At 70.3% G+C, this 13,175-nt stretch carries 6 protein-coding genes and 3 pseudogenes; 3 read left to right on the forward strand and 6 right to left on the reverse strand.

Features of this window, described 5'->3' with window-relative positions:
* Positions 1 to 519: 519 nt before the first annotated feature.
* Positions 520 to 2,985, reverse strand: a complete 2,466-nt coding sequence (locus ACFZCF_RS31490) for a phospholipase D-like domain-containing protein (protein WP_391290532.1) — start codon at positions 2,983 to 2,985, stop codon at positions 520 to 522.
* Between the two features lie 933 nt (positions 2,986 to 3,918).
* On the opposite strand from ACFZCF_RS31490, the gene ACFZCF_RS31495 reads away from it, so the two are divergent.
* On the forward strand, positions 3,919 to 4,302 hold the full coding sequence (locus tag ACFZCF_RS31495; RefSeq protein ID WP_391290517.1) for a VOC family protein: 384 nt from the start codon (positions 3,919 to 3,921) through the stop codon (positions 4,300 to 4,302).
* A 13-nt stretch (positions 4,303 to 4,315) separates the two neighbouring features.
* Here the strand turns inward: ACFZCF_RS31495 and ACFZCF_RS31500 are convergent.
* Positions 4,316 to 4,715, reverse strand: a pseudogene (locus ACFZCF_RS31500) (transposase); the annotation flags it as partial.
* Between the two features lie 127 nt (positions 4,716 to 4,842).
* Positions 4,843 to 5,253 (reverse strand): annotated as a pseudogene (locus ACFZCF_RS31505) (enoyl-CoA hydratase/isomerase family protein); the annotation flags it as partial.
* Between the two features lie 905 nt (positions 5,254 to 6,158).
* Between ACFZCF_RS31505 and ACFZCF_RS31510 the strand changes: the two are divergent.
* Together ACFZCF_RS31510 and ACFZCF_RS31515 are read left to right on the forward strand one after the other, a co-directional pair.
* The gene (locus ACFZCF_RS31510; RefSeq protein WP_391290534.1) at positions 6,159 to 7,433 is read left to right on the forward strand and encodes a cation:proton antiporter; all 1,275 of its coding nucleotides are present in this window, start codon (positions 6,159 to 6,161) and stop codon (positions 7,431 to 7,433) included.
* A gap of 56 nt (positions 7,434 to 7,489) precedes the next feature.
* Positions 7,490 to 7,763 (forward strand): annotated as a pseudogene (locus ACFZCF_RS31515) (LexA family protein); the annotation flags it as partial.
* 618 nt (positions 7,764 to 8,381) lie between these two features.
* On the opposite strand, the gene ACFZCF_RS31520 reads toward ACFZCF_RS31515, so the two are convergent.
* From ACFZCF_RS31520 to ACFZCF_RS31530, 3 genes are all read right to left on the reverse strand, one after another.
* The gene (locus tag ACFZCF_RS31520; RefSeq protein WP_391290519.1) at positions 8,382 to 8,960 is read right to left on the reverse strand and encodes a hypothetical protein; all 579 of its coding nucleotides are present in this window, start codon (positions 8,958 to 8,960) and stop codon (positions 8,382 to 8,384) included.
* A 1,275-nt stretch (positions 8,961 to 10,235) separates the two neighbouring features.
* Positions 10,236 to 10,763, reverse strand: coding sequence for an adenylate kinase (locus ACFZCF_RS31525; RefSeq protein WP_391290520.1), 528 nt, complete (start codon positions 10,761 to 10,763; stop codon positions 10,236 to 10,238).
* A 435-nt stretch (positions 10,764 to 11,198) separates the two neighbouring features.
* Complete coding sequence (locus tag ACFZCF_RS31530; protein ID WP_391290522.1) at positions 11,199 to 12,932, reverse strand: FG-GAP-like repeat-containing protein; 1,734 nt, start codon at positions 12,930 to 12,932, stop codon at positions 11,199 to 11,201.
* Positions 12,933 to 13,175: the final 243 nt, after the last annotated feature.

Consider the following 13,175-nt stretch of genomic DNA (forward strand, 5'->3'; position numbering starts at 1 on the left):
GTACCTGTGGGGGGGGGGGGGGGCCGGGCCCGCCGGGCGCCCCCCGGGCCCCCCGCCCCCCCCCCCCCCCCCGGGGCCGGGGGGGGGGGCCCCCCCCCCCGGCCCCCCCCCCCCCGGCCGTTTCGCGACAACCTGCTCGCTTGACCCGATCCGACTCCGTCGAGAGCGCCATGATCGCCCGGAGAGCCCTCAGGTGTATTGACCGACATCAGGTCTCTCCCTAGCCAACCTGAGGCACAGAACAGCACAGCATGGCGGGCCTGACCAGGAGCCGCCCGAGCCGCGGAGGGAAGGGATCGGACCTCGGGATACAGGCCGGTCCCACTCCCCATCCCGCTGGCCTTGCCGCCTTCGTGGGGATTGCGACATTGTGCGGCTTTGCCGCTGTGTGCGGGCGTGGCGTGCGAGTCCGGGGGCGGCCGCTCGGTCGCATCGAGGAGACCGGCCCCGGCCGCGCGGCGGTAGAAGTCGGGCCGGGCGACGGCGCCCCCGCCCGGCCCGACTTCTGCCCTTCGCGGATCAGGGGGCCATGCCGGTGTTCTTCAGGCCGGACAACCGGTAGATCTCGTGGTAGCGGTTGCCGTCGAAGTCATCGGCGTAGAAGAGGTCGAACGTGCCGTCCGGCCGCATTCCGAGGCTCGGGCGCTTCTGGTCGTTGAAGGCGAGCGGTGAAAGCCGCACGTCGGGGAGCCGGCCAGTGGTGGTGCCGTCGGCGTTGAAGCCGCGGGCGAAGACGTCGGTGCCGTACACGCCTGTCCGGACATCGTTCCAGGCCACGAGGAACGAGCCGTCGTCGGCCACGGCCAGTGCGGGCCAGCCTTGGAGCACGGTGCTGTCCGGGTGCGGGGGACTGTCAACGGTGCGCTCGGGGAACCGCTGACCGAGGGATGCGTCGAACCCGCGGACGCTGATCTGCCACATCCCGCTGGCGTCGCCCTGCCAGGCCACGACCGGTCGGCCCTGGGCGTCGACGGCGACCGTGGGCCGCTCCTGCTGCCTGACGTCCAGCGCATTGAGCGTCCGCGGGGCGACCAGGACCGTCCCGGTGCGGCTGTACTTGCCGCCGGCGATGTTGAACGAGCCGTTCGCGTCGGCGTCTTCCTTCCACACCGCGAATACGTTGCCGGTCGGGTCCACAGCGAGATCCGGGGTGCCATTGGAGCCGGTCACCGAGCCCACCCGGCGCCAGGAGGGCTGCTGGGTCTGCATGAGGGAGTCGAACTCGCGCAGGCGTACGCCCGTGGTTCCGGCGGGGTCGTTCTGCCAGGCGACGACGAAGGACCCATCGTCGCGGGTGGCGACGGCAGCCTCGATCTGGGCGCCCGAGTAGTCCTCGTCGTTGGCCCAGCGTGTGCCCTGGAGCTGCCCGGTGGGTCCGTAGCGCCGTACCGCGATGTTGCCCTGGCCGTTGCCGTCCGCGTCCTCGGTCCACACCACGACGGCGTTGCCGTCGGCGTCGACGTCGACGTCAGGGTCGAGGTGGCTGCCGTCGGGGCTCGTGGTGTCCATGGACACGCGGGTCTCGAACCGGCTCACGCCGTCCTTGAACAGGCGCAGCCATACGTGCGTGGGGTTGCCCGCAGCGAGGGTGTCCTGGCTCTCCCAGACGACCCCCGTCCAGCCGTTGCGCGCTGCGGCTGCCGGGGCCCGCTGGTCACCTCCGGAGACGGAGTTCACGCCTGCCGTCAGGGCCGCGTCCGGGAAACGGCCGGGCAGGAACTTGACGGTGGAGTCGCGCAGGGTCTGCCAGTCCGCAGCGTATGCATCGTAGATGACCTGGTTTGCGATGTGCAGTGAGGACTCGTCGGTGCTGGTGAGGATGGCGTCGTAGAGGTTGGTCGATCCGGTGTAGACGTGCCGTTCAGGCACTCCGCCTGCCCCCGTCCACTCCAGCAGGACGTACTTCGAGTGCAGGTAGTTCGAGCAGCGGCGCCCGGCGGTGCCGTCCATCATCGGGGCCTGCGGGTCGCGGTCGCACGCGGCGTCCGGCAGCACGTGGACCGGAACGCCGAGCGGGGGCAGGAACTCCGCGCCGGCCTCGGCGCCCGCGCTGATCACGGCCTCGATACGGCAACCGCTCTGGGCCTTGGTGGTCAACGCCTCCTTCACCAGCGGGCGCTCATTCCTCCAACTGGCCATCGCGATGCGGATCCGTCCGCCCGATGCGCACGGGACTTCCCTGATGCGGGCCGCGAGCACGTCGTCCTGGGTGGAGGCGCGCGGGTAGAACCACGACTCGACCGCGCCGCCGTGCCCGGCTGCGTAGCCGCCGTTGGTGTCGTTCCAGGAGGCGAGGCCGCCTGCTGCCTCGATCTGCCACATCCTGTTCCACGCCCCGAGGTAGGCGTCGTAGATCGCGCGGTCGCCAGTGCTGACGAGCAGGTCGTTGTGGAGCGCGTAGCTGTCCGCGTTCATGTTGTGCGAGGACTGGGCGACCACATTGGTCCGGCGCACCGGGGGATCCCCGGGAAGGGTGACGGCGCTGAACAGCCAGAACTTGTCGTGGTTCTCGCTGTTGCTGCGCATGCACCCTTTCAGACACCAGGTCGTGTGATCGGCGCCCAGGCCGGCCGTCAGCGTCTTCTGGACCGGGAGCAGATCGGCGTCCGCGGGCGAGCAGACCCACTTCTTGTCAACCGTGTGGCAGCGCTCGCCGAGCACCCGGACATCGACTTGTCGATCCCTCTGGGCGGCGATGAGGGCCTTCGCGACAGCTTCGCTCTCGATCGAGTAGATCGAGACGCGAATCTGCGATGTGGCATCCGCGGCATTGATCAGGTCCAGGATCCTACGTTCGATCGAGTCGTCGAAGGAGTTGACCGTCGGCGTGCTGAAGAACGCCTGGAGCGTTCCCGTCGGTGTCATCACCTCCGGCGACGCCGTACCAGTGGTGGCCACTGGTGGTGATGCCGCGCTGATCACCTCAGGTGATTCCGCCGATGCCGGGCCCGACGTGAGGCCCGGGGTCGCAAGCACCGTCACCATGGCCACGAGCACGAGCCACGCTCGTGATATTCGCATTCGCCTTCCAATCGTAGAGACGCAGTGAACCGACGGAGACTATCCGGTGAAGGCGGGCCCCGAGTGACCGGCCGGGGCGGTCGGGGCCCAGACGGCCGAGATTGGTGGACCAGGTCACTGTCGGAGTCGAGCACCCCCAAGACGTTGCTCTCGCGGACACGGCGCAGCGACTCACTCGGCAGTCTTCCGCCCCACCGCCACCTCTCGTAGTGCAGCTGCGAATCCTCCGTGCCCTCTACCCCATCGGAGAGGGCGGTTCGTGGCCCTGGGGCCGAACGAGAGACTGCCCAGACCTCTCAGTCCTGAGCGAGCAGAGGGGTGAGAAGGGAGACGAAAAATCTTTGGCACATCCGATGCCGGCGCCGCGAAGCGCACTCTGACCAGCAGTGGTGAGTACGGACCACCCGCACTCTCCAGGCCACCCACCACGCATCCCACCGCACCGCCCTGACCTGCACGGGTCAGCACTTGGGTCACTGTCCGGGCCGCCCGGGAGCCGGACCCCCCCGTCCACCGGGTCCACGTCCCTGCCCGCTGCGGCCCCGTGTCCGCCGCGTACGGCACCGGCCCCGCCGGGGACGTCACCGCGATGACGTACCGCCCCCTACCGGTTGAGAGTTTCCACCCTCCTCCCTGCCCGCCGGGAAGTCCCGTTCCCGCCCCTGGAGGCCGTCACCGGCGCCTCCCCCGGGAGGAGGGAAGGAAGGGGAAAGCCAGCGGTCCTCCCGGCGCCCGGACGTCGGCTCGCAGGAGCTGCCCCACCCGTTCGCCGCCCGCCAAGACGTGGTTGTGCCACCAGTTGCGTCATCGGGATCCCGCGCAGCGAGACAGGTGGCGGCCTCTGTCCGCACGATGATTCCGGGGCGCCCGCGCTCGTGTGGTGGTTCCATGACGCGTATGAAGAACGAGAATGCGGCTCCGGCCCGTTTCAAGGACTTGGCTCTGGACGCCGTCGACCACCAGGCCCTCGCGGACTGGTGGTGCGCGGCGCTCGGGTACGAGCGGAGTGTCATGGCCGACGGCAGTGCGCGGCCGCAGCACTGGCCGGTGCCCATCGTCGACAAGACGGGAAGCGGCCCGCTCATCTGGGTCAACCCGGTGTCGGAGCGGAAGACGTTCAAGAACCGCATGCACCTGGATGTGTGGGGGGTTCCCGACCGTTTGGTCGCCATGGGTGCCACTGTGGTGCGGGCACCTGACCAGGAGATCGACTGGCACGTGATGGCCGATCCCGAAGGGAACGAGTTCTGCGTCTTCACCGATCCGGACGACACTCCCTGAGCTTGTTCTTCATCTACCGAGATCTGCCGGTATTGCCGATGGCCTTGAGGGTCTCGAAGGTTGACCGTCTTGCCCCCGTCGTAGCGGGGTGACAGGTGCTTGTTCTTGGCGCCGGCTGGCCGTCCGGGGCCAGCTCCTCGGGGTCTGGGAACACGGACCGGGCAGGCGAGGTGGGTGCGAACGTTCCAGAACCCTCGGCGGGCCCGGGCCGGTTGGAGGCGGTCGGTTTCTCCCAGGGCCGGCGGAGGTCCGCGGCGAGGGCCGGGCGAGCCGGAGCTGGGGGTGGGCGACGATCAGGATCCCGGTCCAGCAGTAGCCGCCTCCGGGGTGTGGATTTCCGAAGTGGTCCGTCTGAGGGTCTGCTTCGCGAAGCGGAAGGCGTGCTCCAGGTCGAAGTGACGAAGGAAAGCCTGCCGCGATCCGGTCGGCCGCCTCATAGGCGCTCATCAGCCCTGTCTCCTCGGGCGGTGGACGGTGGGACGGTCCGCCCCCGGGCGGAGCTCCCGAAGGCGGTGCGGTGCGGTCGGTGGGGTGCCCGGCTCAGCCGAGCGGGTTGGCGGTGTCGCGGAGGGTGGCCAGGGCGGCTCCGTACATGCGGGCCTTGATGGTGCCCAGGGTGTCGTCGGCCTTGGTCGACTGCGCCTGGGCGATCTCGATCGCGGTGGAGCGCACGGCGTCCGCGGTGACGGCCTGGTCGACGATGCCGGCGGCCGCGGCGTCGGTGCCGCCGTAGCGGCGGGCGGTGAGCATGGCCGTGTGCGCGGTCTGCGGGGCCAGCCGGGACTGGATGAGCGCGGCCATGCCGGGGGTGAAGGGGATGTTGATGTCCGCTTCGGGCAGGCACCAGTAGCCGCGGTCGGCCCGCATCACCCGGAAGTCGTGGGCCAGCTAGAAGATGGCGCCGGCGGCGAAGGTGTGCCCCTGCAGCGCGGCTACCGTGACGACGGGCAGGGGGGCGGTGCCAGGCATGAGACGGAGCCGGCAAGGTTCCAGGCGCAGACCGAAGCCTGACGACGGCGCAGATACGGATATCCGCATGTGACCCTTGTGCGCCTGTCCACACTCAACGCTGCCGGGGTGAGTGCAGGGGCGCCGGCCGCCCCGATGCCCGCGCGGACCACCGCACCGTCCGCGCGCTAGCCTCCGCCGTTGCCGCGCACCGCCGGGCGATGGCTGTCCGCGAGGACCTGCGGCTGACCGGCGCGGACGACCAAGCGCTCGCCGCGGCCCGCGCCGTGTCGCATACGACTCGTTCCGTGACCAAGTTCCTGCGGGGCCTGGTCTCGCGTCGGCCGTTGAACGGGCCGCCGGCCCGCCCGGCCTCGTTCGCGTCCTGGTTTTTCTCCGGCGGCCCGCTTCCGCGCGTCCCCGCTTGGTCGTGCTGGTCGGTTTGGCCGGTGGTGTGGGGGTAGGCGGGTCATCGGAGCGAAGTGGACACCTCCTGGGCCGGTCGTACGCGGAATTCCCCCGACGCGTGCGGCCGGCCCTCGTCGTGGGGCGACCGCCTTCAGCCCGCGGCCGGAGGGCGGAGGGTGGCCCAGGTTTCCGCTCCCGCGCGGCGGCTGGTGCACGTCCGGCACGAGCAGGTCGCCATCCTCACCACCGTCTCCCACCCCGACCCCGTGGGCCGCGTCGGGCCGCTCGCCCGCCCGGCCGGACTGCTGTCCTTCGCCGCGGCCGACGACACCATCCTCGCGGCCCGGGTGCAGCTGGCCGGCGCGGAGACGATGCGCGAGGTGAACGAGACGCTCCGCGTGATCACCGGGGGCATGCGTGGTGCGCATGGACACCTCGTGAGAACGCCCGGTGTGGCGAAGCGAGAGTCGGCACGCATGGACGAGGCCGTCTCGGACAGGATGGGCTGGGTGATCCTCTCCGACACCGTTTACCTTGCGATAGGGCTGGGTGCGCTCGGCGCGGCCGTCGTGCCGAGGCTCGTGTTCAAACGGCCCCTCTCCATGCCGATGGTCTTCCTCACGGCCGGCGCCGTCGTGGCGGCGCTGCCGTGGCCCGTGCCGACGGTGGACCCGGTGCGTGACCGGCTCTGGATCGAGCACGGGTCGGAACTGTGTGTGATCGTTTCGCTGATGGGAGCAGGCCTCGCCCTCAACCGGCCCTTCGGCCGGCGCGCGTGGGGCGGGCCCTGGCGCCTGCTCGGCATCAGCCTGCCCCTGACCATCGCAGGGACCGGGCTCATCGCCGTATTCCTGCTCGACTGGCCGCCGGCGCTCGCCCTCCTCCTCGCCGCGGTGCTCGCACCGACCGATCCCGTACTGGCTGCGGAGGTGAGAGTGGGAGAGCCCACGGACGCGGAGGACGACGAGGACGAGGTCCGGTTCACTCTCACAGCCGAGGCCGGGCTGAACGACGGACTGGCCTTCCCGTTCGTCCTGGCCGCCCTGGCGCTCGCCGCAGCGGCCGGCGACGGGTGGTCGGCGGGCTGGCTCGGGCGATGGCTGCTCATCGACGTCTTGGTCAAGATCGCGGTAGGAGTGGCGGTGGGTATCGTGGCCGGTCGTCTGCTGGGCCGCATGTTCTTCCGCGCGCAGGCGAACGCGCTGCGCCTGTCGGAGCACATGGAAGGGTTCGTCGCCCTGGGCGCCACGTTCCTGGCGTACGGAGCGGCCGAACTCCTCCACGGCTACGGTTTCCTCGCCGTGTTCGTGACGGCCTGCACCATCCGCGCGGCCGAGCGCAGCCACGGCTACCACCGTGTACTGCACGAGTTCACCGAACAGATCGAACGGCTGCTGACCGTGGTCCTGCTCTTCCTCCTCGGGGGCTTCCTTGTCGCTGACGGACTGCGCACTCTCACCTGGCAGGGAGCCCTCGTCGCCGTCCTGCTCGTCCTCGTCGTCAGGCCCGCCGCCGGATGGCTCGGCCTGATCGGTTCCGCAGAGGGACCGCGAGAGAAGACGGTCACCGCCTTCTTCGGCATCCGCGGCATCGGCTCCCTCTTCTACCTCGCGTACGCGCTCGGACACAGCGAAGCCTTCGAAGCCGACACGCGACAGCTCTGGTCGGTGGTGGCCTTCACCGTCCTGCTCTCCGTCGTCGTGCACGGTGTAACTGCGACACCGGCCATCCGACGCCTCGACAGGCTTCGCCACTCCTCGCCCACACCGCCCTGACCCGCTGCCCAGCGGGAGCGGAGGCTGCTGTGAACCGGTGAGCAGCGACGGTCGCCAGCATGATCGACGCGGCCATCTGTGACGAAGACATTGTGGTCGTGAGGCAGGCCGGCAGCGCGGACCACGGCGGCACCGTCGCCGCGATGCTGGACGGCGAAGCCACGGTCAAGCACTTGCGCCGTGTGGACGGCCACGTCCGACTCATGCCCCACAACGCCGCGTGCGAGCCCCCCCCGGGCGACCGATGCCGTCATCCTCGGCAAGGTGGTCACGGTCCTGCCGACCTTGTCGCTCGCCCGACTGGTCCGGTACGGCAGCGCCTGCTGCTGACCGGAAGCCGCGGTGGGCGCCGGTCCCCTCGGGACGGGCGAAGAGGGGGCCGGCGGTCCTGTACGCCGTCCCACCGCGACCGTACGAGCCCCGCGCCCAGGGCGCAGTTTCAGATGGGCCGCCAGAGGGGCGGCTCGGCCCCTGAATCCTCTTCGTCTTCACCGCCCCGGACGGCTGGCGCTGCCGTTTCGGGGCGGGGGCTGTTGCTGGCCCGGTGGGATGTCGGGCGTGCGTGATCGGGGTGATGCCGACGACATCCCCACACCCTCGCCATCCGATCCCGCCTCGAACGGGTCGTCACGCTCTCAAGGCGGGCGGCCTGTGCGACCTCTACGTCCGGGTCGCCTGACCCCGCAGCACCACGGGCCCGCCGCCGCGGCCCCGTCACGGCGGCGGGCCCCGCTTCTGCGGACGGAGGTGCTCGCGGCTCCTCGTACGCTCGATATGAGGCCGGGTGGTCCGACGAAAGCCGAGGGGATCCGACTGGAGCCGCACTTGCCGACGTCAGGGCAGCGTGACGGCCGGTGGAACGACCGTCGCAGCGCCGCCCGGATCACTGCCGTCGTCACCCTCGCGTTCACCTTCCGGTCAAGACGGGGAGCGCTGTGATCGGCGCGGTCAGGTCACCGAGATCTGCCACTTGCCGTGTTCGGACAGGGTGACGTATCCATGCCGCGGAAGGCGCAAGGTGCCCTTCTGGGTGGCGGCGGAGGTGAAGCGGATCAGCTCCTTCCCGCCGTCGGCCGGCGTGTCGATGAGGGTGCCGGGGGAGTCGATGAAGTCGTAGTGCACCACCGGGGCGTATTCGAAGTACGGCTTGGGCCTGAAATAACCGAAGGTCCGGGTTCCCTTTCCCCGGGCTGTTCGGGGCGGGAGCTGAGGCAGTGCGTCGCTGTCCACGATGCGCACCTTCCACCGGCCCAGGCCACTGGCGCCCTCGTTGCCCACGGTGACGCGCCAGATGGCGAGGGCGTCGCAGTCGGCCGGCAGGACGATGTGCGACGGCCCGGTCCGGCCGATGGTGACGAGCGTGTCATGTGCCCGCTGACGATGGGAACCCTTGCGCACGGCCGACAGGTTGAACCTCGTGGTGAAACCCGCGCGGAACTCCAGAGGAACCGGCTTTCCCTCCCCCGCACCCGGTATCCCGACAATCCGGCTGCGCCAGCCGGACCATTGAGCGGGCGTGGTGCCCATGCTTCCTCCCCCATGTCGGTCGCGAAACGCTCGGAAGTCATGGTGGCACGACGGGCCCGGGCTCCGGCTCCGCTCCGCGTTGGTCCTCGTCCCGGCCGTAAGGGTGACACAGGATCCGGGGTCCGCTGTGGTGAGGTGTGGGGTCCGGCTTCCTGCTGGTCCGCCCAGGGCATGCCAATGGTGAAGATCGCCGAGGTCACCGGAACACCCCCGCTCGCGCGAGGACCAGACTGTCTGAGCTGCGCTTTCAGGAGGGCTTTGTCTGGTCTTTGCGATGAGACGGCTTGGTGTGCACGGGCTTATTTCGGCAGAGGTCGGGGGCACCTGAGGGGGCGTCGAGGAGAGACATGGCTGCCATGGGCTTGTCAGCTCACAGGCTGTGGGACGCCCAGGGGTCCTGATCGCAAGCTCGTCGGCAGGCGGCAGGCGGCAGGCGGCAGGCGGCAGGCGGCAGGAGGCGGGGGATGGCTGGTCAGTCGTCGGTGTTGCCGGGGTGGGTGGGTGGCGGCGGTGGTGAGGAGGCGTTCCCCAGGTGCGGAGTGTGTGGCCGTGGAGGGCTGCGAGTTCGGCGGCCGCCCGTGCCCTGGGCGCGCCGCCGGCTGCGGTGAGTGTCCGTCGTGCGATGTCGAGGCGGGGGTCTCCTTCGTAGGGGTGGGTTGTGCGGGGCCTTGGGGTTTGTCGGTGCGGCGGCCGCCGCCTGTGCCGCGGCCGGGGGCGTTGTCGCGGCGTTCCAGGTTTTCGCGGCGTGGCCATGGCCGGGAGCCGTGGACGGTGATGCCGGGGGAGAAGTGTCCGCTGGTGGCGTAGGCGCGGACGGTGCCGGTGCTGATGCCCAGCATTCCGGCGACCTCGCCGGCGGACAGGAGGTCGTCGGTGTGCTTCTCTTCGGGCAGGGCGGGCGCCGGCTTACTGGCGAGGTACGCCTCGACCTGCGCCCGGTCGTAGAGGCGATTGCAGCTATCGGGGAGGAGGTCGGGAACGTGTGCGCGGGAGTCGTCGGCGTGCTGGCGACGCCAAGTGGTGAGCGATGTTCTGGCGAGTCGGGCGATGTCGGATTCGCTGACGGCGGGGCGGCCGTGGGGGATCATGGTCGTCTCCAGGGGGAGCGCAGGTCGGGTGAAACGGCAGGTCTTTCGGGATCTGGCAGTGGGAAGCCCGCGGTGTGTCGGGTCGCCCTCGGGCGGCCCTCCGTCGGCTTCGTGCGTATCCGGACCCCCAGCGGCGACTTGTTCAACATCACAGCACACTGTGTCACTCGAATGGGCCCTTACGGGCTCAGCGCTGGCCGAGCTGGTCCGCCAGCCATGCGTCCGCTTCCCGGCCGCTGCGGAGCCGGACGACATCCAGCCCAGGGCGGCCGTCTCCGCGATCTGCTGGACGTAACGGGGCCGGTTGTGCCGGTATTTGCGCACGGCGGTGCGCAGCAGGGACCGCCGACCGAAGAAGGCCTGGCTCCAGGTCAACTGCTTCGCCTGCGCGCTCGCGTCGAGCCCGGCGAGCTGCCGCAGGCTGCGGACCGTGATCCGCCACGACCAGCCGCAGAGGCAGGTCGAGCCACACCAGCACATCGGCCCGGTGCCACACCACGTCCGCGAGTTTCGAGAAGTTCCCCTCGACCACCCATGATCCCCGGTCGGTGATCTCCGCCGCCGCCGCACGGAACTCGTCCAGGGGGAGTGCCCCGGTGTCGGTGAAGAGGATCTCGTCGAGGTCGGTGTGCGCGACTCCCATGTGCGCGGCGAGTTTTCCCGCGAGCGTCGTTTTCCCGCTCGCAGGGGGGCCGAAGAATGCAACCTTTCTCACTGGGAACCTCTCTTTTCTGAATCACAACCCAACGCATTAACCGCCCTGCCTGGGTGCTTGCTCCCCGCCCCGCAAGATGGTCTGACGAAGAACGGGTACGGGGCGGTCTCTGGGGCTGCTCCCTGCGCCTGCGGGGATGGCCTCGTCGCCATGAGGTAGGCCGCCTCCTCGCCTTCTGCTCCCCGCTTGCGGGGGTGGCCTTGGTGCGCCGTCATCCTGCCTGGTTTCGTTCTCGCCGAGCGGCTCCGTACCGGGCTCTCCCTCGGACCGTCATGGGCGCCTTCCCGCCCGGGTACGTGTGGCTCCCAGTCGCACCGCGGTGAACGCCGCCGCTTGTGTCGACGGTGTCTCTTCTGCATCGCAGGCGTCGGACGACCACTGGCTGGTGGTCGTCCGCCTCGATGGGCCTGGCTTCTGTCACGTTGTTTTCGGAGGTCAGAACAGCTGGTTGTAGGTGTTCCAGCCGCCGCCGATCCGGGTCCGTCCGGTGAAGGGGCCGGTCGTCTTGCCCGTTCCCTTGTACAGCCATAGGACGCCGGTGCGGTCGCGGGCGACGGCGTCGGCCTTGCCGTCGTCGGTGAGGTCGCCGGTGATGACGAGCTGGTCGTAGCTCTGCCAGCCGCCGCCGATCTGGGTGCGGTCGGTGTACGGGCGGGTGGCGTCGCCGGTGCCCCGGTACAGCCAGAGCACCCCGGCCCGGTCGCGCGCCAGCAGGTCGGCGCGCCCGTCGCCGGTCAGGTCTGCGCCGCCGGCGAGCCGGTCGTACGCGCCCCAGCCGCCGCCGACCCGAACCCGCGTCTTGAACCGGCCGCTGGTGAAGCTGCCGGTGCCCTGGTAGAGCCACAGGACGCCGGTCCTGTCGCGGGCGAGGAGGTCGACGTACCCGTCCCGGTCGATGTCACCGGCTCCGTCGACGCGGTCGTAGACATTCCAGCCGCCGCCGACCTTGACGCGGGGTGCGTACGGGGTGTCATTGGTGTGGCGGTCGTAATACCACAGGGTGCCGGACGCGTCGCGGGCGGCGACGTCGCCCCGGCCCCGGGTGGCGGCGGACGGCTTCACGTCGACCAGGGAGTGGAGGTCCTGGGTGTAGGGGGAGAGGGAGGTGAGGGCCGTGTACGTCTGCCAGCCGGGCCCGGTCTCGTCGCGGGAGTAGAACGGCGAGTCCGCGCGGCGCGTGCCCTCGTACGTCCACAGCTTGCCGGTGGTGTCGCGGGCGGTGATGCCGTGCCGGGGCTGGACGGTGCGGCCCTGGATCGCGAAGGGCGCGCTGGCCAGCTTGACGTCGGACTCGTCCCAGTAGCCGAGGTCGTAGATGTCGTAGCGGGTGAGGGTCTGGAGTTTCTGGGCGTATTGCCCCGAGTCGGCGGCCAGCTCATAGCCGATCACATGGTCCCCGGCCTCCAGTTCGCAGGCAAGGTTGGGCAGGTCGCCGGGCAGAGTCTCCCAGCGCAGTTCGCAGCTGGCGCCAGGGCTGGTGGTGACGTTCCGGAAGCGGATGGGCGGCGCGGGGTGGGTGAGCTGCCCCTGGGCCATGGCAAAGCGGAGCGTCAGCTGTCCGGCGTCGTTGGCGTGTACGCGGAGCTGCTGGCGGACGGTGCCGCCGTCGGGGACGGGAGGGGCGTCGAAGGCGATGGTGTTCAGCACGGCGTGCGCGCGGGACTTTACGGTGACCTTGCCGGTGCCGCGGGTCTCGTCCGCCGGGAGGCTGCCCGCGCTGCGTGCTTCCTTCACGGCTGCAGCGAGGTCGCCGCCGGCCGACATGTACGCGAAGCCCCAGTACAGGGTTGTGTCGGCGGCGTCGGCCGGCACGGCGGCGTCGGGCACCGTGTAGGGGGTGCCCTCGCACACGAGCACCCCTGTGTACCCGGCGGCCACGGCGCAATGGTTGGGGTTGAGCCGGTACCCGGCCGGGAGGCCCGCCCCGGCGCCCGTCGGGTCGGTCATCGGCTTTGTGCCGACGGTGACTACGACCTTCCCCCAGAAGGTGGTGCCCGACTCGACGATGGGGAAGAAGCGGGGCACCGAACGCGGTGCTGCCACCACGTCGTGCCCCGACAGCCTCAGCTCGTCCGCCGCGGTGGCGGTGGGCGGGGCGAGGAGGGTAGCTGTGGTGAGCAGGCCGGCTGCCGCGGAGAGGGTTGCGGCCTGACGGGTGACGCGTCTCATCAACGCCCTTTCAGGGAGGAGGGTGCAGCGGTTGTGGAACGGGCGCTCTGTCCGGCCGGGTCGCTTTTGAAGCGAGGAGAGCGATTGGACGGAGTTCTTCTCCGTCCCATCCAGTGCTTTGCGGGGACGGCACGGCACGGCACGGGCGAGGTCAGGGGAGGAGCTACACGGCGGGTCACTGAGCATTCCCGGGGTGGCCACCGGTCGGCTGCCGGGGCTATGACGCGCTGCGGGTCAGCGGCG

It is taken from the genome of Streptomyces sp. NPDC007945, assembly GCF_042958885.1.
GTDB lineage: Bacteria > Actinomycetota > Actinomycetes > Streptomycetales > Streptomycetaceae > Streptomyces.